General features: G+C 60.1%; 19 protein-coding genes. 9 read left to right on the forward strand and 10 right to left on the reverse strand.

Annotated elements, in window-relative coordinates:
• Positions 1–122 precede the first annotated feature (122 nt).
• Positions 123–992: a Tim44 domain-containing protein gene (locus QMK52_RS07440; RefSeq protein WP_005792566.1), complete on the reverse strand. Its 870-nt coding sequence runs from the start codon at positions 990–992 to the stop codon at positions 123–125.
• 233 nt (positions 993–1225) lie between these two features.
• A complete protein-coding gene (gene uvrD / locus QMK52_RS07445) occupies positions 1226–3409 on the reverse strand; it encodes a DNA helicase II (RefSeq protein ID WP_005792565.1) in 2184 nt (727 codons plus the stop codon).
• Positions 3410–3688: 279 nt separating this feature from the next.
• Here uvrD and QMK52_RS07450 point away from each other — a divergent pair, with 279 nt between their 5' ends.
• The 3 genes from QMK52_RS07450 to QMK52_RS07460 all read left to right on the forward strand — a co-directional run bounded on the left by QMK52_RS07450 (position 3689) and on the right by QMK52_RS07460 (position 7936).
• Entirely contained in the window at positions 3689–6562 is a 2874-nt protein-coding gene (locus QMK52_RS07450) for an EAL domain-containing protein (protein WP_194439620.1), read from the forward strand.
• A 163-nt stretch (positions 6563–6725) separates the two neighbouring features.
• The gene (gene hexR, locus QMK52_RS07455; protein ID WP_003177007.1) at positions 6726–7592 is read left to right on the forward strand and encodes a transcriptional regulator HexR; all 867 of its coding nucleotides are present in this window, start codon (positions 6726–6728) and stop codon (positions 7590–7592) included.
• Positions 7593–7738: 146 nt separating this feature from the next.
• Positions 7739–7936 (forward strand): PA3496 family putative envelope integrity protein, encoded by a 198-nt coding sequence (locus QMK52_RS07460; RefSeq protein ID WP_087945270.1) that lies wholly within the window; start codon positions 7739–7741, stop codon positions 7934–7936.
• On the opposite strand, the gene QMK52_RS07465 is transcribed toward QMK52_RS07460, so the two are convergent.
• Positions 7866–8840, reverse strand: a complete 975-nt coding sequence (locus tag QMK52_RS07465; protein ID WP_005792563.1) for a LysR family transcriptional regulator — start codon at positions 8838–8840, stop codon at positions 7866–7868. The two genes, QMK52_RS07460 and QMK52_RS07465, sit on opposite strands and share 71 nt — an antisense overlap.
• Positions 8841–9036: 196 nt before the next feature.
• Here QMK52_RS07465 and QMK52_RS07470 point away from each other — a divergent pair, with 196 nt between their 5' ends.
• Entirely contained in the window at positions 9037–10452 is a 1416-nt protein-coding gene (locus QMK52_RS07470) for an acetyl-CoA carboxylase biotin carboxylase subunit (RefSeq protein WP_003195732.1), read from the forward strand.
• Positions 10453–10463: 11 nt separating this feature from the next.
• On the forward strand, positions 10464–12272 hold the full coding sequence (gene oadA, locus QMK52_RS07475; RefSeq protein ID WP_005792562.1) for a sodium-extruding oxaloacetate decarboxylase subunit alpha: 1809 nt from the start codon (positions 10464–10466) through the stop codon (positions 12270–12272).
• A gap of 67 nt (positions 12273–12339) precedes the next feature.
• On the opposite strand, the gene QMK52_RS07480 is transcribed toward oadA, so the two are convergent.
• Complete coding sequence (locus tag QMK52_RS07480) at positions 12340–13731, reverse strand: hypothetical protein (protein ID WP_320403972.1); 1392 nt, start codon at positions 13729–13731, stop codon at positions 12340–12342.
• A gap of 125 nt (positions 13732–13856) precedes the next feature.
• On the reverse strand, positions 13857–15158 hold the full coding sequence (locus QMK52_RS07485) for an autotransporter domain-containing protein (protein WP_005792560.1): 1302 nt from the start codon (positions 15156–15158) through the stop codon (positions 13857–13859).
• Between the two features lie 282 nt (positions 15159–15440).
• Between QMK52_RS07485 and QMK52_RS07490 the strand changes: the two genes are divergently transcribed.
• Positions 15441–16766 carry a type II toxin-antitoxin system HipA family toxin gene (locus QMK52_RS07490; RefSeq protein WP_320403973.1) on the forward strand — a complete coding sequence of 442 codons (1326 nt, stop codon included), beginning with the start codon at positions 15441–15443 and terminating at the stop codon, positions 16764–16766.
• Complete coding sequence (locus tag QMK52_RS07495) at positions 16763–17041, forward strand: helix-turn-helix domain-containing protein (protein WP_005792558.1); 279 nt, start codon at positions 16763–16765, stop codon at positions 17039–17041. Before QMK52_RS07490 ends, QMK52_RS07495 begins: the two co-directional genes overlap by 4 nt.
• A 3-nt stretch (positions 17042–17044) precedes the next feature.
• Here the strand turns inward: QMK52_RS07495 and QMK52_RS07500 are convergent, their stop codons facing one another.
• Together QMK52_RS07500 and QMK52_RS07505 are read right to left on the reverse strand one after the other, a co-directional pair.
• A complete protein-coding gene (locus QMK52_RS07500) occupies positions 17045–17815 on the reverse strand; it encodes an amino acid ABC transporter permease (RefSeq protein WP_005792557.1) in 771 nt (256 codons plus the stop codon).
• Positions 17812–18633 (reverse strand): ABC transporter substrate-binding protein, encoded by an 822-nt coding sequence (locus QMK52_RS07505; protein ID WP_005792556.1) that lies wholly within the window; start codon positions 18631–18633, stop codon positions 17812–17814. The genes QMK52_RS07500 and QMK52_RS07505 overlap by 4 nt, the downstream gene beginning before the upstream one ends.
• A 114-nt stretch (positions 18634–18747) precedes the next feature.
• Between QMK52_RS07505 and QMK52_RS07510 the strand changes: the two genes are divergently transcribed.
• Positions 18748–19650 (forward strand): homocysteine S-methyltransferase family protein, encoded by a 903-nt coding sequence (locus tag QMK52_RS07510; RefSeq protein ID WP_005792555.1) that lies wholly within the window; start codon positions 18748–18750, stop codon positions 19648–19650.
• Positions 19651–19693: 43 nt separating this feature from the next.
• Here the strand turns inward: QMK52_RS07510 and QMK52_RS07515 are convergent, their stop codons facing one another.
• From QMK52_RS07515 to QMK52_RS07525, 3 genes are read right to left on the reverse strand one after another with little or no spacing between them, the layout of a single operon-like run.
• Complete coding sequence (locus QMK52_RS07515) at positions 19694–20365, reverse strand: GNAT family protein (protein ID WP_320403974.1); 672 nt, start codon at positions 20363–20365, stop codon at positions 19694–19696.
• A 10-nt stretch (positions 20366–20375) separates the two neighbouring features.
• Positions 20376–20822: a GNAT family N-acetyltransferase gene (locus QMK52_RS07520; RefSeq protein WP_005792553.1), complete on the reverse strand. Its 447-nt coding sequence runs from the start codon at positions 20820–20822 to the stop codon at positions 20376–20378.
• A complete protein-coding gene (locus tag QMK52_RS07525; protein WP_005792552.1) occupies positions 20819–21457 on the reverse strand; it encodes an FMN-binding negative transcriptional regulator in 639 nt (212 codons plus the stop codon). Before QMK52_RS07525 ends, QMK52_RS07520 begins: the two co-directional genes overlap by 4 nt.
• 87 nt (positions 21458–21544) lie before the next feature.
• On the opposite strand from QMK52_RS07525, the gene QMK52_RS07530 reads away from it, so the two are divergent.
• Positions 21545–23083: a PLP-dependent aminotransferase family protein gene (locus QMK52_RS07530; RefSeq protein ID WP_320403975.1), complete on the forward strand. Its 1539-nt coding sequence runs from the start codon at positions 21545–21547 to the stop codon at positions 23081–23083.
• The last annotated feature ends 1 nt before the right edge of the window (position 23084 follow it).

The raw sequence follows: 23084 nt of genomic DNA on the forward strand, positions 1-23084 counted from the left end.
TTGCTAGATGGCGCGGTTTATAGGGGCGTTTTATACAGTAGCTCGCTATAAGTGCAACCGTGAAATAGAAAACCCCGGACATGTCCGGGGTTTTTGTTACCGCTTGCTCAAACGCGTGAGTATCAGCCGTTCTGGCGGATACCGGCGACCAGCCATGGCTGGTTCTCGCCCTGGGCACGTTCCATGTTCCAGCTTTCGCTGAACACTTCGCCCTGGTCGAAACGCGACGACTTCGACACGCCGCTGAAGGTCAGGGTGGCGATAGTCTTGTCGGCACGATCATCCACACCTTCAAGCTGTACGCGCAGGTCGTCGATGTAGGTCGACTGGAACGCATCGCCGATCTCGGCGCGTTCGCGCTTGAGGAACTCCAGCAGTTGCGGGGTCACGAACTCGGCAATCTTGTCCATTTCGTTAGCGTCCCAGTGCTGTTGCAGGGACTGGAAGTGGCTGCGGGCCGCTTCTACGAAACGCTCTTCGTTGAACCAGGCCGGAGCATTGATCACCGGACGGGCGGCGGCAGGTGCTGCCGAACCACCGAAGATCGAACCCATGGCTGGCTTCTGCTCGAACACTTCACGCTGCATCGGCGCGCCGGCTGGAGCAAGGTGCTCCTGCTGCTTGCGGCGACGGGCAGCGATAAAGCGGAAGATCACGAAGGCGATGACGGCCAGGATCAGGATGTCGAAGATCTGCATGCCCTGGAAGCCGCCGCCCATGAACATGGACGCGAGCAGGCCACCGGCGGCGATACCGGCCAGAGGGCCCAACCAGCGCGAAGCACCGCCGGCCTTGGCAGCAGCGCCAGCCGCACCGGCTGCACCCGCAGTTGCGGCAGCACCGCCGGCACCGGCGGATGGAGCCATTTGACTGGTTTGGTGAGTCGGCGCTGCGCCAGAGCTTTTGCCGCCACCGAAGCGTTTGGCGTTGGCGTCCAGGCTCATCGTCAAGCCGATGCACAACGCCATGGCGATGCTAAGAAAACGTTTCATAAAGGGAATTCCCATTTGTGGATTGCACGCGCGCCATGTTGCACAGGTGTCGTGGCAGTGGCTAGCGGCATAATGTTTCGGGCTTTTGCGTAAGACCAAATCCGAAGGGTCTGTAGGACTAACTACAGATATTGGCCCGTGCTCTTCTAAAACAAGGGCGGGCCAATAATCTTCATGTTACGCAGTGTTTCTTGTGGCGAGGGAGCAAGCTGCCTCGCCACAAACAGCTCGCTTCAGACCGCTTCGAGCTTCGCGTAACCCATCATCAGCCACTTGCTGCCTTCGGCGAAGTTCACCTGCACCCGGGCCTGGGCACCGGCGCCTTCGAAATTGAGGATCACACCTTCGCCGAAGATCGCATGTTTGACCTGCTGGCCAAGGCTGAACGGGGTTTCAGGAATCTCGGAACCGGCAAACATAGTGCTGGAGTTCTGCTGCTGGCCGCCCCCGAACGGGCGACTGACGCTGTTGGACAGGCGCACTTCCTGGATCAAGCCCTTCGGCACTTCACGTACGAAACGCGACACCTTGTTGTAGGTCTCGCTGCCATACAGGCGTCGGGTCTCCGCGTAGGTCATCACCAGGTTCTGCATCGCCCGGGTAATGCCCACGTAGGCCAGGCGGCGTTCTTCTTCAAGGCGGCCGGGCTCTTCCAGGCTCATCTTGTGGGGGAACAGGCCTTCTTCCATGCCCACCAGGAACACATAGGGGAATTCCAGGCCCTTGGCGCTGTGCAACGTCATCAACTGGATGCTGTCTTCATGCTCATCGGCCTGGGTATCGCCGGCTTCCAGTGATGCATGACCCAGGAAGGCGGCGAGCGGCGTCAGCTCTTCATCTTCCTCGGTGTTTTCAAAGGCGCGGGCAGCGCTGACCAGTTCCTCAAGGTTTTCGACCCGGGCCTGGCCTTTCTCGCCTTTTTCCGCCTCGTGGTAGGCGATCAGGCCGGACTGCTCGATCACGGTCTGGGTCATCAAGTGCAGGGGCATTTCTGCGCACTTGGCGGCCAGGTTCTCGATCAGCTCGACAAACACCCCCAAGGCCCCGGCGGCGCGGCCGGTCAAGCCTTTGTTGGCGATCAGCAAACGCATGGCTTCCCACATCGACACATCGGCATGGCGCGCATGGTCGCGGATCGCTTCAACGGTTTTCTCGCCAATGCCGCGGGCCGGGATATTGATCACCCGCTCCAGCGCCGCATCGTTACCACGGCCTTCGAGCAAGCGCAGGTAGGCCATGGCGTTCTTGATTTCGGCACGCTCGAAGAAACGCTGGCCGCCGTAGATGCGGTACGGGATACGTTCGCGCAGCAAGGCTTCTTCCAGTACCCGCGATTGGGCGTTGGAGCGGTACAGAATCGCGATATCGCTACGGGCCAGCCCGGTTTTCAGCGCGCTTTCGATGGTTTCCACCACGTAGCGTGCTTCATCGTGTTCGTTGAACGCGGCATACAGGTTGATCGCTTCGCCTTCGCCGCCGTCGGTCCACAGCTCTTTGCCCAGGCGCCCGGTGTTGTTGGCGATCAAGGCGTTGGCGGCCTTGAGAATCCCGGCGGTGGAGCGGTAGTTCTGCTCCAGACGAATGGTCACCGCGTCCGGGAAGTCCTCGGAATACTGATAGATATTCTCGATTTTCGCGCCGCGCCAGCCGTAGATCGACTGGTCGTCATCACCCACCACCATGAGGCTGTCGCCGCCCTTGGCCAGCAGGCGCAACCAGGCGTACTGCACGGCGTTGGTGTCCTGGAACTCGTCGACCAGGATGTGGCGGAAGCGCTTCTGGTAATGGGCCAGCAAACCGGGGTTGTCACGCCACAGGTCCAGAGCGCGCAGCAACAGTTCGGAGAAGTCGATCACGCCGGCGCGTGCGCAGGCCGCCTCGTAGGCTTCATAAATGCTGCGCATGGTGGCCAGGAACAAGTCGCCGCTGGCCTGGATATGTTGCGGGCGCAGGCCCTCGTCTTTCTGGCCGTTGATAAACCACTGGGCCTGACGCGCCGGCCAGCGTTGTTCATCCAGGCCCAGTTCGCGGATCACCCGTTTGACCAGGCGTTGCTGGTCATCGCTGTCGAGGATCTGGAAGGTCTGGCTCAGCCCCGCTTCCTGCCAATGGGCCCGCAACAGGCGGTGCGCCAGGCCGTGGAAGGTACCCACCCACATGCCGGCCGGGCTGATGCCCATCAACTGCTCGATGCGATGGCGCATCTCGGCAGCGGCCTTGTTGGTGAAGGTCACCGACAGGATGGAATGCGGGGACGCGTTTTCGACCTGGATCAACCAGGCGATACGGTGCACCAGCACTCGGGTTTTACCGGAGCCAGCACCGGCCAGGACCAACTGACGGCCAACGGGGGCCGCTACGGCCTGGCGTTGGGCATCGTTGAGGGAGTTCAGCAAAAGAGAGAGATCATCGCGCATCGACGCATTCTATGGGCCTAAAGGGGCTCGGGCAAATCCCAATGCCCGGTGGTCGACGCAAAACACTTCGCACACCACCCAGCGGGCAAAGATTCTGTCGCGAGGGATGACCGGTCGGTCATGGGCCGCAGCCCGCGCCGCGTCTTGCTCAAGCTGTCTGGGCCAAAGGTTTGCGGCCCATTGCAGGCGGTTTTTTATGACGTGGGGCAGTTTGGCCCAGGCGCTTGCTTGTGTATGCTCCGTCGACGTTTCGGGTTCACCATTATAAGAACATCGCCTATGACCCTTAGCACTGACCTGTTTGGCCCCTCGGTGGCGCCCGCGCAGGTCATCCGCAAACACTATGCAACCCAAATGGCGGTCGAGCGCACACGCCTGCTGTATCAGGGCTCGTTGCTGCCGACGCTGCTGATGCTGGTCAATGGCCTGGTCTGCGCCTGGTTGCTGTGGAATCCCGAGCACTACCTGCTCGACAGTCTCTGGTTGCTCTGGTTACTCGCTCTGGTGGCGATGCGCGTGATCCAGGTGGCGGCTTTTGATTCGGCCATGCCCAGCCGCCAGGCCCAACCGGTGTGGCGGCGTATGTTCATGCTCGGCTCAGCGGTCAGCGGCCTGACCCTGTCCATTGCCGCCATTGCCCTGGTACCCACCGACAGTTTCATGCATCAGGCCTGGGTGTTCGGCCTGATCGGCGCCGCTACCTTGTCGGCCAGCGTGGCCTATGCCGTGAGCCTTTGGGCCTTCCTGTCATTTGCCTTGCCCTGCCTGTTGCCGGCCATTACTTATCTTTTCTGCAATGGCACCCCACAGCAGCAGGGCTGGGGCGTGCTTGGCCTGATCCTGCTGGCGTCCCTGAGCCTGGTGGCGTGGCAGGTCAACCGCTTGATCCAGCGCGGGCTGTTGCGTCGCTTCCAGAACCAGGCCCTGATCGAGCACCTGCAGCAGGCCCGGCAGCGCAGCGAGCAGCTGAACCTGGAGCTGGTGCGTGAAGTCGAGCAGCGCCGCCAGGTCGAGCAGGACCTGCGCGAAGCCCAAATCGGCCTGCAAGACCGCGTGGCGCAACGCAGCCAGGAACTGGATGCCGCCAGCCTCGCCCTCAATACCAGCGAAGCGCGCCTGGCCATGGCCCTGCAAGCCAGTGAACTGGGCCTGTGGGACTGGAACCTGCAAACCGACGAAGTCCATCACACTCAGCTCAAGGAGCTGTTCGGCCTGGAGCCTGAATACGTCAAGGCGATGCTCAGCCACCTCAAGCCGCGCCTGCACCCCGACGACCTGCCATTGCTCAAGCACGCGCTGGTGGAGCACTTGAAAGGTCGCAGTGAGGATTATCAGGTGGAATACCGGATACGTCATGGCGATGGGCATTGGATGTGGATCCAGGACCGTGGGCGCGCAGTAGAACGTGCGCCTAACGGCCGCGTCGTGCGGATGCTCGGCACGCGCCGCGACATCAGTGCCAGCAAGGCGCTGGAAGAACAGCAACGGCTCGCCTCGACGGTGTTCGAGGCGGCCAGCGAGGGGATCGTGATCCTTGATCCCGAGTACGCGCTGATTGCGGTGAACCAAGCGTTCAGCCGTGTCACCGGTTTTGACATCCACGACATGCTTGGTCGCAATGTCGTGGAGCTGCCCAGCAGTCGCGATGCGCGACGCCACTTCCCGATGATCCGCCAGGCCCTGCTCAGCCGTGGCACCTGGCAGGGCGAGTTGATAGAAACGCGTAAAAACGGCGAGCTCTACCCGCAGTGGTTGCAACTGAATGTGGTGCGCGATGTTCGGGGAAACGTCAGCCATATTGTAGGCTTTTTCGCCGATCTTTCGGCACGGCGCGAATCCGAAGAACGTATGCGCTACCTTACTCACTATGACGAGCTGACCGGCCTGGCCAACCGTTCGCTGTTTCGCGAACGGCTGCACGAAGCCCATCAACGCGTGCGCCAGGGCGGGCGCAGCCTGGCGCTGCTGCATATCAACCTGGACCGCTTCAAGCTGCTCAATGACAGCCTGGGCCATGAAGTGGCCGACCAGTTGTTACAGAAAATGGCCCGGCGTTTGATCAATGCGCTGCCCGAAGCCGACACCATTGCGCGCTTGTCCGGCGATGAGTTCGCGGTGCTGTTCGATGCCTACGGCAATTTGTCGAGCCTGGCGCGCGTGGCGACGCGGCTGTTGGCGAAACTGCGGGTACCGGTAACGGTGGAGGGGCACGAACTGGTGGTCAGTGCTTCTATGGGTGTCAGCTTGCTGCCAGATAATGCGCGGGAAATCTCTGCGTTGGTCAGCCAATCGAATATGGCCATGCAGCACGCCAAGCATCTGGGCGGCAATAATTTCCAGTTTTACACCGACAGTTTGCAAGCCAGCACCCTGGAGCGTCTGCAGCTGGAAAACCACCTGCGCAAAGCGATCGAGGAGCGCCATCTGAGCGTGTTCTACCAGCCGAAGTTGTGCCTGGCGACCGGCAAGCTGAATGCCGCCGAGGCGCTGATTCGCTGGGAGCATCCGCAGTGGGGCATGGTGCCGCCGGGGGACTTTATCGGCCTGGCTGAAGAAACCGGCTTGATCGTGCCGTTGGGAGAGTTCGTGCTGCGCCAGGCGTGCTGGCAAGCTTGCGAGTGGCAGCGCCAGGGGCTGGCGCCGATTCGCGTGTCGGTGAACCTGTCGGTGCATCAGCTGCGTCAGGGCAAGCTGGTCAGCCTGGTACGCCAGGTCCTGGAAGAGACCGGACTGGACCCGCAATACCTTGAGTTGGAACTCACCGAAAGCCAGTTGCTCGATAGCGTTGAGCACATCATCGCCACTTTCCAGCAGTTGCGTGACCTGGGGGTGAAGCTGGCCATCGACGACTTTGGTACCGGTTATTCGTCCCTCAGTTACCTCAAGCGTATTCCTGTGGATTACGTGAAGATCGACCAGGCCTTTATCCGTGGTCTCGGTCAGGCGCGTGAGGATGCCGCTATCACGCGGGCTATCATTGCCATGGCCCATGGGCTGGCGCTCAAGGTGGTGGCCGAGGGCGTGGAGGATCAGCAGCAGCTGGATTTTCTGCGCGGTGAACAGTGCGATGAGGTGCAGGGTTATCTGATCAGCCCGCCAATGCACGCCGAAGGGCTGGCGGATTTGTTACGCAAAAATGCAGATTTTTCTTAACGCCGCGTTGGCTGCCTTTATGGCTACATGGCGTCTGCCCGCTGAAACCAGAGGGGAGCAGGGCGATTTAGTGATGCATCGAACGGGCAAAACGACAATTCTTGTAGTATAACTACAAGCTTGCTACATCCCTGGCACCTGCCAATAACAAGAGTCCTGCCCTTTGAACCTGTTGCAACATATCGCCCAGTCGCGCCACCTGTTACGCAAATCGGAACTCAAGGTTGCCGATCATGTGCTGCTTGACCCTGCGGCCGTGATGCACAGTTCCATGGCCGATCTGGCTCACAGCGTGGGTATCAGCGAGCCGACCATCGTGCGCTTCTGCCGCGCCATTGGTTGCTCCGGGTTTCAGGATTTGAAACTCAAGCTGGCGCAAAGCCTGGCGGCCGGCGCGAGCTTTGGCCAGTTTGCCATCCATGAAGACGACTCCGTCGCCGACTACAGCCTGAAAATCTTCGACACCACCCTGCACACCCTGATGGAAGTGCGCGAGAAGCTCGACCCGGTGGAGCTGCAAAAGGCTGTGACCGCGATGTCCCAGGCCCAGCGCGTCGAGTTCTATGGCTTTGGCGCTTCCGGCGCGGTGGCTGCTGATGCCCAGCACAAATTCTTCCGTCTGCTGCTGACGGCCGCGGCCTACAGCGACCCGCACATGCAGGCGATGTCGGCAGTGACGTTGAAGCCCACTGACGTGGCCATCTGTATTTCCCAGTCCGGTCGCTCCAAAGACCTGCTGATCACCGCCAACCTGGTGCGTGAAAGCGGCGCTTCGCTGATCACCCTGTGCCCGAGCCAGACGCCATTGGCGGAGCTGTCCACGGTTAACCTGGCGATCGACGTGCATGAAGACACCGAAATCTACACACCGCTGACCTCGCGTATTGCCCACCTGGTGGTGATCGACGTGTTGGCGATGGGCGTGGCCATGGCTCGCGGCCCGAGCCTGGTCAACCACCTCAAGAGCGTTAAACGCAGCTTGCGTAGCCTGCGTCTGTCACCCAAGTCCGTCAAAGCCCTCGACGACTAAATACCTGCACACAGAGCTCAATGTGGGAGGGGGCTTGCTCCCACATTAGATTCTCCATGCATCCAGAATCTTCATGAGGCTGTCATCCCCCCGTCATCCGTCGCGCCCATCCTGTACTCCCCCGTACTCGCATTGGGAGACTCCACATGACTCGGCACTACGAAGACAGCAACAGCACCGTCAAGACCCGTCGTCAGCAGGAAGACCAGCGCCGCATGGCGTTCCGTCGCGCCATCGAAGACCGTTGCGAAGAGCGCCAGTTGCTCCAGAGCATCAGTGACTACCCGGAACTCCATTGGCAGGCACCCGTGGCTGCCCAGCGAAACGCTCAGCCAGCGCGCTGATCTGCACCCGTTCGCTGCGGATAAAGCCCAGGAACGCATGGGCCACCGGTGACAGGCGTTTGGCCTTGGCCTGCACCAGGCACCAACTGCGGTACAGCGGCAGTTCTTCCACCGGCAGCTCTTTGAGCCCGCCGGTGGCCAGTTCCAGGTTCAAGGCGTGGCGCGTCAGCAGCGCCACACCCAAACCTGCGACCACGCACTCTCGTTGCGCCTCGGCCGAGGCCACTTCCACGGTCTGTGTGAAGTGCACGCGTTTTTCCTTGAAGTACTCTTCGCACGCCAGCCGCGTGCCGGAACCTGGTTCGCGGACAAGCAGCGTGTAAGGCTCCAGGTCTTGCAGGCGCAGCGGCCCTTGCAGGCTCAACGGATGATCCGGCAGCGCCACCGCGACAATCGGATTATTGAGAAACGGCAGGAATTCCAGGCCCATGTCCTGGGGCACCATGGACATGATCACCAGATCATCGCGGTTATCCGAAAGCCTGCGGATTACCTGGGCACGATTGACCACGGTCAGGTGCAGTTGCACTTCCGGGTGCTGGCGCTTGAAAGCTGCAAACAGGTGCGGCACGAAGTACTTGGCGCTCGATTCCACCGCCAGCTTCAGTTGGCCCTGCAGTGAGCCCTGCATGTCCGATAGCTGCATATCGAGGTTTTCCAGGCGTCCGAAAATATCGCGACTGGCCCGTTGCAGGGCTTCGGCGGCCTCGGTCATGTAGAGCTTCTTGCCGACGTAGTCGAACAACGGTTGGCCGATCAGTTCTTCCAGCTGGCGGATTTGCAGGCTGACGGCCGGTTGCGTGAGGGACATTTCCTCGGCGGCACGGCTGTAAGAGCGCAAATCGCACACCTCATGAAAGATCTGAAGTTGCCTTAATGTCAGCCTCATCAATGACTTACGCATTATTTATCCCCTCTCAGCCCCGGCCATACCGGCAACTATAAGTCTTTGCTTATGCATGACCCAATAATTATTGATTTTTGTTAATCCATTGGCGGGCTTAGTGTGTGTCTCGCGACTGTCATGAAACATTTGGTCACGCGCCGACCCACCTCAAGCGGGTCGAAAAACGCAGCAATCGGCTCAAGGGAATTTCCAAGTGATAAAAAAGATCCTGATCGCCAACCGTGGTGAAATTGCCGTACGAATCGTGCGTGCCTGCGCCGAGATGGGCATTCGCTCGGTCGCGGTTTACTCGGACGCCGACCGCCACGCGTTGCACGTCAAACGTGCCGACGAAGCCCACAGCATCGGTGCCGAGCCCCTGGCCGGCTACCTCAACCCGCGCAAGCTGGTGAACCTGGCGGTGGAAACCGGTTGCGACGCGCTGCATCCCGGCTACGGCTTCTTGTCGGAAAATGCCGAACTGGCGGATATCTGTGCCGAGCGCGGCATCAAGTTCATTGGCCCTTCGGCCGAAGTGATTCGCCGCATGGGCGACAAGACCGAAGCGCGCCGCAGCATGATCAAGGCCGGTGTGCCGGTCACTCCCGGCACCGAGGGCAACGTCGCGGATATCCACGAAGCGCTGACCGAAGGCGACCGCATTGGTTACCCGGTGATGCTCAAGGCCACTTCCGGTGGTGGCGGGCGCGGTATCCGTCGTTGCAACAGTCGCGAAGAACTTGAACAAGCCTTCCCCCGCGTCATTTCCGAGGCCACCAAGGCGTTCGGCTCGGCGGAAGTGTTTCTGGAAAAATGCATCGTCAATCCCAAGCACATCGAAGCGCAGATCCTCGGTGACAGCTTTGGCAACGTGGTGCACCTGTTCGAACGCGATTGCTCGATCCAGCGTCGCAACCAGAAGCTGATCGAAATTGCCCCCAGCCCGCAATTGACGCCTGAACAGCGCGCCTACATCGGCGACCTGTCGGTGCGTGCGGCCAAGGCCGTGGGCTACGAGAACGCCGGTACCGTGGAGTTCCTGCTCGCCGAGGGCGAGGTGTACTTCATGGAGATGAACACCCGGGTGCAGGTGGAACACACCATCACCGAAGAAATCACCGGCATCGACATCGTCCGCGAACAGATCCGCATTGCCTCGGGCCTGCCGCTGTCGGTGAAGCAGGAAGACATTCAGCACCGTGGTTTCGCGTTGCAGTTTCGCATCAACGCCGAAGACCCGAAAAACAACTTCCTGCCCAGCTTCGGCAAGATCACCCGTTACTACGCCCCCGGCGGCCCCGGTGTGCGTACCGATACAGCGATCTACACCGGCTACACCATCCCACCGTTCTACGACTCCATGTGCTTGAAACTGGTGGTGTGGGCGTTGACCTGGGAAGAAGCCATGGACCGCGGCCTGCGTGCCCTGGACGATATGCGCCTGCAAGGCGTGAAGACCACCGCCGCCTACTACCAGGAAATCCTGCGCAACCCGGAATTCCGCAGCGGCCAGTTCAACACCAGTTTCGTGGAAAGCCACCCTGAGCTGACCAACTACTCGATCAAGCGCAAACCCGAAGAGCTGGCCCTGGCCATCGCCGCCGCCATCGCCGCCCACGCAGGCCTGTGAGGAATATAAGAATGAGCAAGAAGATTTTCGTAACCGACACTATCCTGCGCGACGCCCATCAATCGTTGCTGGCCACTCGTATGCGCACCGACGACATGCTGCCGATCTGCGACAAGCTCGACAAAGTCGGCTACTGGTCCCTGGAAGTCTGGGGTGGCGCAACGTTCGACGCCTGCGTGCGCTTTTTGAAAGAAGACCCGTGGGAGCGCCTGCGCAAACTGCGCGCTGCGTTGCCCAACACGCGCCTGCAAATGCTGCTGCGTGGCCAGAACCTGCTGGGCTACCGCCATTACAGCGACGATGTGGTCAAGGCCTTCGTGGCCAAGGCTGCCGTCAACGGTATCGATGTGTTCCGCATCTTTGACGCCATGAACGACGTGCGTAACCTGCGTGTGGCCATCGAAGCGGTCAAGGCTGCCGGCAAACATGCCCAGGGCACCATCGCCTACACCACCAGCCCGGTGCACACCGTCGATGCATTCGTGGCCCAGGCCAAACAATTGGAATCCATGGGTTGCGACTCTATCGCGATCAAGGACATGGCCGGCCTGCTGACTCCTTATGCCACTGGCGAACTGGTCAAGGCGCTCAAGGCCGAGCAGAACCTGCCGATCTTTATCCACTCCCACGACACCGCGGGCCTGGCTGCGATGTGCCAACTCAAGGCTATCGAAAACGGCGCCGACCATATCGACACCGCCATCTCCAGCTTCGCGTGGGGCACCAGCCACCCGGGCACCGAGTCGATGGTCGCCGCCCTTAAAGGCAGCGAGTTCGACACCGGCCTGGACCTGGAGCTGCTGCAGGAAATTGGCCTGTACTTCTACGCGGTACGTAAAAAGTACCACCAGTTTGAAAGCGAGTTCACGGCAGTCGACACCCGTGTGCAGGTCAACCAGGTACCGGGCGGGATGATTTCCAACCTGGCCAACCAGTTGAAAGAGCAGGGCGCCCTCAATCGCATGAGTGAAGTGCTGGCCGAAATCCCACGTGTACGTGAAGACCTCGGCTTCCCGCCGCTGGTCACTCCAACCTCGCAGATCGTCGGCACCCAGGCGTTCTTCAACGTGCTGGCCGGTGAGCGCTACAAGACCATCACCAACGAAGTGAAGCTCTACCTGCAAGGCGGCTACGGCAAGGCCCCGGGCACTGTGAACGAAAAGCTGCGCCGTCAGGCCATCGGCAGCGAAGAGGTCATCGACGTTCGTCCGGCTGATTTGCTCAAGCCGGAAATGACCAAGCTGCGCGGTGAAATCGGCACGTTGGCCAAGTCCGAAGAAGACGTGCTGACCTACGCCATGTTCCCGGATATCGGGCGCAAATTCCTTGAAGAACGCGACGCAGGCACTCTGGCCCCTGAAGTCCTGCTGCCGATTCCGGAGGCAGGCGGTGTGGCACGTGCCGGTGGCGAAGGCGTGCCGACTGAATTCGTCATCGACGTGCACGGTGAAAGCTACCGTGTGGACATCACCGGTGTCGGCGTGAAAGCTGAAGGCAAGCGCCACTTCTACCTGTCCATCGACGGTATGCCAGAAGAGGTGGTGTTCGAGCCGCTCAACGAGTTCGTCAGCAGTGGCGGCAGCAAGCGCAAGCACGCCACCGAACCCGGCCATGTCAGCACGGCGATGCCGGGCAATATCGTTGATGTGCTGGTCAAGGAAGGCGACGTGGTCAAGGCCGGCCAGGCTGTATTGATTACCGAAGCCATGAAGATGGAAACCGAAGTGCAGGCCGCGATTGCCGGCAAGGTGACCGCTGTTCATGTGGCCAAGGGCGACCGGGTCAACCCGGGTGAGATCCTGATTGAGATCGAAGGCTGATAACAGCCTTCGACACTACCGCTTAATCCTCGGGGGGGCAGGTGCCCTCCTTTTTTTTGCCTGGAGTTCAGGCCTCTGTAGAGGGTTTGCGCCTGAAACTGACAAAGACCCCGCTGGGTGTGTAGATCAGCCTCGGCGTCAAGGTTTTAAGGTTGCTGGTGATCCTGTTGAAGCGTCCCTCAATCTGAGCAGCGTCGATAACACGTAACTGGCGGGTAAGCAGTTCGTCGTTTTCGTGTTCGACCTGGATATTCAGTGTTGTGCCCTTGAGGCGGGCGCTGTTGCCGACTTTCAAGGTGCTGTGCGCTTCTCCCATGCCGAGGATGAAGGCCAGGGTCGACCCGTTTGCCAGGTCAAGGTCGTGCTTGATTCGCGTCTGGCTTTTCAGCGCAGGGTCCAGCAGCAGCGTGCCGGCAACGTCAAGATTGGTTACCGTGCCTGCGGTGTAAGTTGCGCCTGCATCAATCGTCATTGAGCCACCGATGTGACTCTGGTTGATCAGCGTTGCCCCGCGAGAGACTCGGCCTTGCTGATTGGCGTCCAGCGCACCGTCGAGGGTCCAGGAACCGCTGCCTATCCACAGGTGCTGGATACGGCGGGCGCCGTTGAAAGTGCCACCTTGGACATCGTCCAGCACGACGTGATTGGTGCCACTGCCACCGTCTACTTTGCCGTTGAATTGAGCGTTACCGCGCACAGTCAACACATCATCGCCACCCCCCATATCCAGGGCGATGCCTTCGGTGCCGCTTATCAGCCCATCGTTGGTGACTTGGTCATTGTGTTCTCCGATCAGCCTGACGCCGTAGCCGTTGCGACCGGTGATGATGCCCTCGTTGATCAACGAGGTGCTCCCATAGGCCGGCCCCAAGTCCCCATTGTCTACCAGCACCCCATGATGTGCGCCGCGAATAACTCCACGGTTATAGATTTCGCCGCCGCCCATGGCGATGCCTTCGCTGGTGTTGGGGGCTCCGTTCTTGTCCGCGCCATTGGCCCCGGTGCCTTCAATGAGCCCGTAGTTGTGCACGCGTGCACGTTTGTCGATGTCCAGGCCATCACCGTCGCCATCATTCTCTTTGGATCGCTGGGCATCCGCGCCCCTGATGATGCGGTAGTTGACGACGTCTGCATTGCCCTTGGATTTCAGACCGGCCCCTTTATGGCCGATGATTACGCCGTGATTGATCAGCGTCACATCGTCGGTGGCTTTGATGCCGTTGCTGCCACCCGCTACCGCTCCGTGGTTGACGATTATGCTTTCTGCGCTGTTCGCGCTTATGCCGCTATACGACTCCTTGAAGCGCGTGGAAGGCCCGGTGGATATGTGCCCGTAGTTGGTAAAATGACCACCGGTGGCGAGTTCGATAGCGTTACTTTTTTCAGCATAAACAGGGGCTGTTGCCGGACAGCCAGGCAGGGGGATATAGGCCGCAAACTGGTGGGGTACTCGTAACATTGGGTTTCGACCTCAAGTGTGCTTGAGGTCGAAAACTAACGCAGGTAACAGCCGACAGATGTCGGCTGGCAGAGCAGATGATTGTAAGAAGGCTCGCTGTCGGGATGTCGTCTGACGATGCTCGGTTAAAAGCTCATCGTCCATTGCCCCTTCAAACCCTGGTTGCGGCTATGGGTGCCAGCTTGGCCGCTGTAAGCCAGGCCCAGGGTGTGTTGCTTGGATAACGCAAGATCAAGGCCCAGGTTTACGTCGAGGCTATTGCGGTCCAGGGACGTGCCGGTAATGGTGAAGCCATCAAGCGCAACGGGTGCATTGCGATAGGTTTGGTGCACCTGGCTGTCAACCGCGCCGTAGAGGTGTTTCCAGCCGGCGCTGAGGTGAGGCGTGAGGCTGACCTGATCATCGAGCCTGTAAACCGTCGCCAGGCGCAGGCCAACGGTGCTGTTAAGGTTCTGCTGGGTCTGCGCGCCGACGTTCAGCGCGGTCAGGCCGCCACTTTCCTTGAAACCGTCGCGGTGATGACGCTGGTAGCCGAGGCCAGCGAAAGGCTCGATGTGGAGGTCCTGGCTGCCCAATTGATAGCCCAGCTCAGAGAACAGCGTTTGGCTTTGGGCATCGTAACGAGACTTGAGCGAGTCCTTGTAATCGAGCAGGTTGACGTCGCGCCGATTGGTCCCGGCATGGCTGCTGTAAATCGCCCCCAGGCGAAGGGCCAGCGGGCCGTCCTGACGCACCGCGTATGCGCCCAGGTGCAAGCTGTCCAGTTCGGTGGAGAAGCGGTGCGCCTTCAGGTCACTGGCGGATTTTGCCCCCATAACACCCACACGCCAGGCGTTATCCACTGCCCAGTCGGCGCCCAGCATCAGACCCTTGCTATCGTGCTTCAGTCCGGCGCTGCCGCTTCGTGGGTCGAGGTGGCCGCCGTTACTCAACCCTTGTACCCAGAAACGACCGTTGTCGTCGTCGGGCAGGTTGCGCAGGGACGAGAGCAATTGGCTGCTGATGTGGCTGGTGACGGCGTATGTGGCGCTGAGCAGGTTCGCGTTCTGGCTACCGGCCAATTGCTCCAGGGCTGCGCCGATCCCGCCGGGCTGTGCGGCGAGTGCGTCATTTACCTTTTGCAGCTCCTTGAGCTCCTCCGAGGTCAATTCGCCGGACTTGAGCAGTTCAAGCAGCGCCGGCTCCAGCACCTTGGCCACTTGCACGCCATTGTAGGTGGAGGCTTGGCCAATGAAGTAGCCGGGGTAGGGCCCAGGGATTGGCGGCGTACCGACTTCAGGTTCGAAGGCCCACTCAGTGTCGAGCGAATCATAGGGTTGGTAAGAAAATGATGTGTATTCGATGTCACCCCGCGCTTGTGCAGGTTGCACACTGACGGCAATAACAAGGCTGATGAACGCTGCGATTCTTTGGGATGTAAAGGGCATGAATTCCCGACCTCTGATGAATGAGGTCGGGAATGTAGCGGGAGCGTGGGGCGATAACTGTCAGGCCATTGACCGCTGGTTTGCGGGAGTTGTCTTTAGTCAGGTGCGATTAAAAACTTATCTGCCAGTGGCCAAACTGTGGTGCTTGTTTCGCTACCGCGCCTATTGGTTCTACGCATTTTAATGCAGATTAAAAGCTGGGTTTGCGCTAAAGTATGCACTATATTGCATATTTAACGTCTGATATGCGTAGATAAACGCATTAACTTGCAGGTGCGAACCATGCTCCGTCTGACCTTACAAACCTACGTCGAAGGCCATTGGCGGGATGCTATGTTTCTGACTTTTGATACACCGCAGCAAGGTTTTGAAAGCCGATGCAGTTTTGGCTATGACCAGCACTACTTGGTGGAACATCTTGAGGACATGAGCCGCCTCTTCGACAAGGCTGTTAGCGCCAGATTTCCTCTGGAATGGGGAGGTAACAGAGCCTCATGTGCTCCCGCTTTTGTGCATGACCTCGCCCCTGCGGGGGCGGCTAAGCGTTTTCTTATGGCGCGTGTGGGTCGGGAAAAAACGGATGACATAAGCGCAGATCTATTTCTGCTGATGCGCAGCACGCCCGCTCCCATCGGTCACATGCGCATCAAGGAGTCGATTGAAGCCTTGGACATGCGACCCCCCATGGGATTTGAGCGCCATGACGTGGTCCAGCGCGACAGCCGCTTTCTTGAATACGCCTATGAGCAAGGAGCGGCCATCGGTGGTGCGACAGGTGCGGGCGGTGAGGCGCCCAAACTGCTGCTGACAGAAAACCAACAAGGTTTGCTGTACCCGGATGCCGTGCTGGATGATCAACAGGTTAAACAACATTGGTTAGTGAAGTTTGCGCGCAATAAAGGCACGCAGACGGATCAGGATATCCTGCGTAGTGAATACCACTATTACAAAGCTCTGCAGACCTTGGGCATGGATACCGTAGCTGCCTCAGGGCTGGCTCTGGAAGAAGCGAGCAAGCCGAGTGTGTGGATGCACCGCTTTGATCGACAGGTCACTGCCCAAGGCGTTCAGCGTTACGCGGTGGAATCAATTTACTCATTGGCGGGTGTCACCGTTCCCGGCAGTGCCATGGCACATCGTGAAGTACTTGAGTTGTTGATTGGCTTGTGGCGAGAGGCGGGTCAGTCGCACGAGGTGCCAGCCCTAGTCGCTGAATACCTTAAGCGCGACCTGTTGAATAAAATCCTCGGTAACTCGGACAATCACGGCCGTAATACATCGATTATCCGCGAAGCGAACACCCTGCGCCTCGCACCTATATACGACATGGCACCCATGGTAATGGACGACGAAGGGGTTACGCGCAGTACCAAGTGGCCTAAAGAGCTGGAGCGAGCAGGGGAGGTGGATTGGCGAGGGGTTTGTGACAGTCTGGGTGACCTTGTCGACAGCCAGAAGCTATTCGAAGATCTCAGGGTGATAGCGCAACAGCTATCGGCGTTGCCGGATATTCTGAGCACCAGTGGCTTGCCGGCAGTCACCATGAATCACCCTGCGATCGCCTTGAAGAATTTGCCGCGACGTCTTAAAGAATGGGGGCTGACATGAGCCGCAGCGTTGAAGAGCGAACCCTGCTGATCGAAAGCATTCAGACCTCCCTCGCCGATGGGACATTGGAACTCGCCGAGGCTGTACGTCGCCTGCGCACCGAAGTTACGGGTTTGCACCAGAGTCAGTTTGCCAGAATGTGCAAAATCTCTGTGCGCACCCTCGTTCACATCGAACACGGCGAGGGCAATCAGACCGTGAAATCGCTTAACGCGGTCTTGCGACCTTTCGGTATGCAGATGGGCGTGGTCAAGTTGCGACGCAACAGATCTTGAGCTTCAGCCGCGCCGCACATACCCCTTGCCGAAATGCCGCTCCATGCGCGCCTGGATCAGCTCCAGTCCGAGTGAAAGCACCCAGTAAATGATTGCCGCCGTGGTGAGCATCTCGATGTAGCGGTAGCTGGAGCGGCCATAGGACTGTGCCAGGAACATCACTTCCCATACTCCCATCACCGAGACCAGCGACGAGTCCTTGAGCATCGAGATGAACTGGTTGGTGGCCGGGGGGATGATGGTGCGCATGGCCTGGGGCAGGGTGACGTGCCAGAAAATTTCCCGGTCACGCATACCCAGGGCCAGCGCGGCCTCGCGTTGACCATGGGGCACGCCGAGGATGCCGGCGCGGAAAATCTCGCTCAGGTAGGCACCATAGTTCAGCGACAACGCGATGATCCCGGCGACGATGGCGCCCGGCACCAGGCCCAGTTGCGGCAGGCCCAGGTAAATCAGCAGGATCTGGATCAGCAGCGGCGTGCCACGAAAGAACGAGGCGTAGAAACTGGCAATGCCAAACGCCACCGCGCTTTTCGACAGGCGCCCCAGCGCAGTGATAAAGCCCAGCACCGATGACGCAAGCATGGCGCACAGGCACAGGAACAGCGTCAGCGCCGCACCTTGCAGAAAACCGTTGGGCGCCAGGTGCAGGCCGACCAGGTTGGGCAGCTTGTCGAGAATGATCGAGAACTTCAGGTCAAAGCTCAGGAAGAAACTGGCAAACAGGGCGAACAGCGCCGCCCAGGTCAGGTAAAGCCGTATGCGAAAACTCATTGGCTGATGTCGGCGCCGATCCATTTTTGCGACAGCTTGCTCAAGGTGCCGTCCTGTTTGAGCTGGGCGAAGACCTCACGCACTTTGCTGTCCCACTGCGCGTCGCCTTTCTCGATGGCCACCGAGTTGGGCTCCGAATACAGCGGTGCGCCGGCCAGCTTGAAGCGCTTGTCCTGGGTCAAGCGCGGCTGCGCGGTAACCAGGTTGGTGAGGATTGCGTCCAGGCGCACGCCGGCGCCCAGGCCGAGGTCCTGGAAGGCCACGTTGTCGGTATCGTACGGGGCGATCTGCACGTCTTCGAACGGGTACTGCAGCTGCGTGTCTTCGGCGCCTTCGATGACCAGGCTCTTGTTCAGGTAACTCTCGTAGCTGGAGGCGCTGGTGAGCCCGACTTTCTTGCCGCTCAGGTCCTTGGCTTCGTGGATGCGATCATCCTTGGCGTTGACCACGATCACCGCGGGCGAGGCGTAATACTCAACCGGGAAGTCGAACACCTCGGCGCGTGCCTTACTCGGGGTCATGGAGCAGATGCAAATGTCATAGCGCCCGCTCCAGCGGCCAGCGGCAATGACGTCCCATGAAGGGGTTTCCAGGCGCAGCTTCACGCCAAGCTTTTGCGCCACGGCCTTGGCCACATCCACATCGAAACCGTCGAGCTGGTTCTGCTCGTTGAGAAATGAAAACGGCGGGTAGCTTTCCATCAGCACGCCGACCAGTTCCTTCTTCTGCTCGATACGATCCAGCGTGGCACCGCCAAAGGCTTGGGTGGAAGCAGCCAACATCGTCAGGCCCAGGGCCAACAGCGGTCTGAATTTCAAAATCGAACACCTGAATAAAAAAGAGGTTGTTATTAACCGAACGGTACGCATTAAATAGTTATAAGAACGACTCTCATAGTGAGTTATTTTCATAAGCATATGAGTAAAAAGCATATGGGCGCAGCACGCACAGTAATTCTCGATGGTGGCATGGGCCGTGAACTGCAACGCCGTGGCGCGCCGTTCCGCCAGCCGGAGTGGTCGGCATTGGCCTTGAGCGAAGCGCCGCAAGCGGTGGAGGCGGTACACGCGGCCTATATCGACAGCGGTGCCGACGTGATTACCAGCAACAGCTACGCGGTGGTGCCCTTTCATATTGGTGAGGCGCGCTTCGCCGCCGAAGGCCAGGCGCTGGCCGCATTGGCCGGTGAGTTGGCGCGACGGGCGGTGCAGGCGTCCGGCAAGGCGGTGCGTGTCGCTGGCTCCTTGCCGCCGCTGTTTGGCTCCTACCGGCCCGACTTGTTCCTGCCGGAGCGGGTCAGCGAGTTGCTGACACCGCTGGTGCAGGGCCTGGCACCTCACGTCGACCTGTGGCTGGCGGAAACCCAGAGCTCAATCGTTGAAGCGCGAGCGATTCATGCCGGGCTGCCGCAGGACGGTAAACCGTTCTGGCTGTCGTTCACCTTGAAAGACGAAGACACCGACGACGTACCGCGCCTGCGCTCCGGCGAACCGGTAGCGGAAGCGGCCGAGGCGGCGGCGCAGTTGGGTGTGCAGGTGTTGTTGTTCAACTGCAGCCAGCCGGAAGTGATCGGCGCGGCGATCGATGCCGCGCGGGAGACCTTCGAGCGATTGGGCGTAGCGATTCAGATCGGTGCCTACGCCAACGCCTTCCCGCCGCAACCCAAGGAAGCCACGGCCAACGATGGCCTGGACCCGTTGCGCGACGACCTCGACCCACCGGGTTACCTGCATTGGGCTGCTGATTGGCAGGCGCGTGGCGCCAACCATTTGGGTGGGTGCTGTGGCATCGGGCCGGAGCATATTGCGGTGCTGGCGCAGCGCCTGACCAACTGATCCACCGCAGATTAAAGTGTGGGAGGGGCGGTGCGAGTGAGATCTAGATCCGGCAGTCGGCCAGCGTTTTCAGCTGGCCCGAACCACTCTGGTTCGCCTCAGACAACCAGGCCTCAAATCCCGCGCCCACTTTGGGCCATTCCGAATCCAGGATCGAATACCACGCCGTATCCCGGTTCTGCCCCTTGACCACCATATGCTGGCGGAACACCCCCTCAAAACTGAACCCCAATCGCTCGGCCGCATACCTGGAGCGCGCATTGCTGTTGTTGCACTTCCACTCCAGGCGGCGGTAGCCCTGTTCGAACGCGTACTTGGCCAGCAGGTAAACCGCTTCGGTACTTTTTGGCGAGCGCTGCATCGGCGCGCCGAAGGTGACGTGGCCGATTTCAACGCGGCCTTGGGCTGGGACGATGGACATCAGGCTGAGGATGCCCTGGACCTGACCGCTCGCGCGGTCGATCACGCTGAAAAAATACGGGTCGCTATGGGCCGCATGGTTGTTCAGCCAGGTATCAAAGGCGCCGCGCTCGGGAAACGGGCCGTAGGGCAAATAGTCCCATAGCTTCGGGTCAGCACCGGGCCCTTGTAGGGCTTGCCACAGTTGATCGCCGTGGCGCGCCGGGTCGAGTTTTTCCAGGCGGATAAAGCGCCCTTCAAGCAGTTGAACCGTGGGTGACGGGACGCCTTTCCAGTCGGCGAGGGAAGTGGACATGCTGGGCTCCTTAAAGACCTTGGCGAAATTGGATGAAACCAGGGCGTTCGGCGATGCGTTCGTAGAGTTGGATCGCGGTGGCGTTGGTCTCGTGGGTCAACCAGTGCACTTTGCAGCAGCCATCGGCCTTGGCGGTGGCGTAGACGAACTCGATCAGCTTACGACCCACGCCGGTGCCGCGTTGGGATGGATCCACTAAAAGATCCTGCAGGTAGCACGAGTTCTCGATGCTCCAGTTGGAGCGATGATAGATGAAGTTAACCATGCCCACCGCCTTGCCGTCCTGCCAGGCGAGCGCCGAGTGGGTCGGCTCGCGAGCGTCTATCAGGCGTTGCCAGGTGCTTTGGCTGATGGCGTCCGGTAGTTCGGTGTTGTAGAACTTCAAGTAGGCCAGCCACAACGGTAGCCAGGCGGCGTGGTCCGCGGCGGTGACTTGGCGGATGTCGATCGGGGTCATTCTGCAACTCCTTGGGGAATGAAACGGGCGAGATTCTGGTCGCGCAGATCAGCGCTGCCGGCCAGGGCTTCACGTACGCCGGCCATATCGGCTGCGCTGCGGTTCTGGCTGAGCTTGCGTTTGCCGACCAGGCGGTCGATAGGCAGGGCAAAGCCAACGATGGCCTTGAGCATCGCGTCGATGTAGTCGTCCGGCGCGTCGCCGACGGCCCAAGGTTGGGCGCGGCCGCGTTCGTGGTGATCAGTGAGGGCGCCGACGACCTTGAGTAATCGCTCGCCGTCGCTGAACACCTCGGCCTTGCCGTAAGCGTGCACGGCGAGGTAATTCCAGGTGGGCACCACTTTGCCGTGCTCAGCCTTGGAGGGGTAAAACGCCGGGCTGACATACGCCTCGGCGCCAGCAAAGATGACCAGTGCTTCACTGCCGTTTTGCAGGTCGCGCCACTGCGGATTGGCTTTGGCCAGATGCCCATAAAGCGTACCGTTGGGTCCTTCGTCGGGATTGAGCAGCAACGGCAGGTGGCTGGCCTGCAGGCCGTTTTCACCCACGGTCACCAACTGCGCAAGGCGCGTGTGCTGGATCAGTTGCTGGATTTGGGGCAAATCATCGAGGGCGAAGGCGCGAGGTGTGTACATGGAAATTTTCCTTGGCGAATGCCTGCATCCTAGGCAGGCTAATGGCTCGTTGTAAGAGCCATCTAGCCCTCATTTCATAGGTCCAATATGCCGCCCCTCATCCCCTCGATGTCGTTCGACCCTGCTGGCATCGAGTTGGATCGCCGCCAGGGCCTGACACGCCAGCTGTACGATGCGCTGCGCCAGCGCGTGCTGGATGGGCGACTGGTCAGTGGCACGCGCTTGCCTGCCACCCGTGATATGGCGGCGGCGTTGTCGATCTCGCGCAACAGTGTGGTACGCGCTTACGATCAGTTGTATGCCGAGGGGTTTATTGAAAGCCGGGTGGGAGACGGCACCTACGTCTCGCAGCTGCCCACAGCAAAAAAACTATCCACAAAACTATCCACAGGGTTTTCAACAGGCTTACCCACAGCCTTATCCACAAATCGTCTGGATAATGCGCGCCCTCAGGCCAGTGAAGTTATCCACAGTGGTGGCCTGGACAGGGTCAAACATAATCATTTGGTTCAGCCTCCTTGTGGTCCGCCGCGGGCTTTTCGGGTGGGGGTACCGGCCTTCGATCTATTCCCTTTTGAGGTGTGGGCCAAGCTCAACGGGGCGTTCTGGCGCAAGCCGGACCTGGCGCAGTTGTGCTACGGCGACCCGGCCGGTGACCAACGTCTACGTGGCTTGATCGCCGCTTACCTGCGCACTGCGCGAGGTCTGCAGTGCACGACTGAGCAAATAGTGATCACCAGTGGCGCACAACAGGCAATCAGCCTTTGTGCACAGTTGCTGGTGGAGCCTGGGGATGGCGTGGCAGTGGAAAATCCGGGTTATCGCGCGGCAGGCCATGCCTTTGCGTTGGCAGGTGGCCGATTGCATGGCGTGCCGGTGGATGGCGATGGTATTGACTGCGAGGTCTTGAACCGCCTGAAGGATTGCCGGGTGACCTATGTCACGCCGTCCCATCAGTACCCGTTGGGCGTGGTGATGAGCCTGGCGCGGCGCCTGGAGTTGCTGGCCTGGGCCGAGCGTACTGGCGGCTGGATCGTCGAAGACGACTATGACGGTGAGTACCGTTACACCGGAGCGCCCCTGTCTCCCCTGGCGGCGCTGGATCGCAACGGCCGAGTGCTGTACGTCGGCACCTTCGGCAAGGTGGCATTCCCGGCTTTGCGCCTGGGTTACCTGGTATTGCCGCCGGGTCTGGTAGAGGCCTTTACTCGGCGCCGCGCCGTGGACATGCGTCATTCCGAAGTCAGCACTCAGGCCGTAATGGCCGAATTCATGGCGGCGGGGCATTTCCAGCGCCACGTCCGGCGTATGCGCCGTGCGGCCCTGAGCCGCCGCAACGCTTTGTTGGTCGGCTGGCCCAGCGAACTGCCAGGTGTCGGCGCCTTGCCTAGCGTTGCGGCAGGCTTACACGTGACGGTGCGCGTGGACAGTCTGGCCCGTGAGCAAGCGCTGCTTGCCCAAGCCCGCGCGGTGGATGTCGAGATCAACGGCTTGAGCGGCTACTGGCTGGCAGATACCGGCCCACCATCGGACCAGCGTGCCGGACTGGTGCTGGGGTTCGCTGCCGTGCCTGAGGCGGCCATCGCACAGGCGCTGGCCCGCTTGCGTCGGGTGTGGCTGGCTTGAA

It is taken from the genome of Pseudomonas sp. P9_2 (genome assembly GCF_034008255.1).
Taxonomy (GTDB): domain Bacteria; phylum Pseudomonadota; class Gammaproteobacteria; order Pseudomonadales; family Pseudomonadaceae; genus Aquipseudomonas; species Aquipseudomonas synxantha_A.

What these genes read in the sequence shown, in the direction of transcription:
- QMK52_RS07440 (WP_005792566.1), bottom strand. Translation starts at nt 992, where the DNA reads ATGAAACGTTTTCTTAGCATCGCCATGGCGTTGTGCATCGGCTTGACG.
- uvrD (WP_005792565.1), bottom strand. Translation starts at nt 3,409, where the DNA reads ATGCGCGATGATCTCTCTCTTTTGCTGAACTCCCTCAACGATGCCCAA.
- QMK52_RS07450 (WP_194439620.1), top strand. Translation starts at nt 3,689, where the DNA reads ATGACCCTTAGCACTGACCTGTTTGGCCCCTCGGTGGCGCCCGCGCAG.
- QMK52_RS07460 (WP_087945270.1), top strand. Translation starts at nt 7,739, where the DNA reads ATGACTCGGCACTACGAAGACAGCAACAGCACCGTCAAGACCCGTCGT.
- QMK52_RS07465 (WP_005792563.1), bottom strand. Translation starts at nt 8,840, where the DNA reads ATGCGTAAGTCATTGATGAGGCTGACATTAAGGCAACTTCAGATCTTT.
- oadA (WP_005792562.1), top strand. Translation starts at nt 10,464, where the DNA reads ATGAGCAAGAAGATTTTCGTAACCGACACTATCCTGCGCGACGCCCAT.
- QMK52_RS07480 (WP_320403972.1), bottom strand. Translation starts at nt 13,731, where the DNA reads ATGTTACGAGTACCCCACCAGTTTGCGGCCTATATCCCCCTGCCTGGC.
- QMK52_RS07485 (WP_005792560.1), bottom strand. Translation starts at nt 15,158, where the DNA reads ATGCCCTTTACATCCCAAAGAATCGCAGCGTTCATCAGCCTTGTTATT.
- QMK52_RS07490 (WP_320403973.1), top strand. Translation starts at nt 15,441, where the DNA reads ATGCTCCGTCTGACCTTACAAACCTACGTCGAAGGCCATTGGCGGGAT.
- QMK52_RS07495 (WP_005792558.1), top strand. Translation starts at nt 16,763, where the DNA reads ATGAGCCGCAGCGTTGAAGAGCGAACCCTGCTGATCGAAAGCATTCAG.
- QMK52_RS07500 (WP_005792557.1), bottom strand. Translation starts at nt 17,815, where the DNA reads ATGAGTTTTCGCATACGGCTTTACCTGACCTGGGCGGCGCTGTTCGCC.
- QMK52_RS07510 (WP_005792555.1), top strand. Translation starts at nt 18,748, where the DNA reads ATGGGCGCAGCACGCACAGTAATTCTCGATGGTGGCATGGGCCGTGAA.
- QMK52_RS07515 (WP_320403974.1), bottom strand. Translation starts at nt 20,365, where the DNA reads ATGTCCACTTCCCTCGCCGACTGGAAAGGCGTCCCGTCACCCACGGTT.
- QMK52_RS07520 (WP_005792553.1), bottom strand. Translation starts at nt 20,822, where the DNA reads ATGACCCCGATCGACATCCGCCAAGTCACCGCCGCGGACCACGCCGCC.
- QMK52_RS07525 (WP_005792552.1), bottom strand. Translation starts at nt 21,457, where the DNA reads ATGTACACACCTCGCGCCTTCGCCCTCGATGATTTGCCCCAAATCCAG.
- QMK52_RS07530 (WP_320403975.1), top strand. Translation starts at nt 21,545, where the DNA reads ATGCCGCCCCTCATCCCCTCGATGTCGTTCGACCCTGCTGGCATCGAG.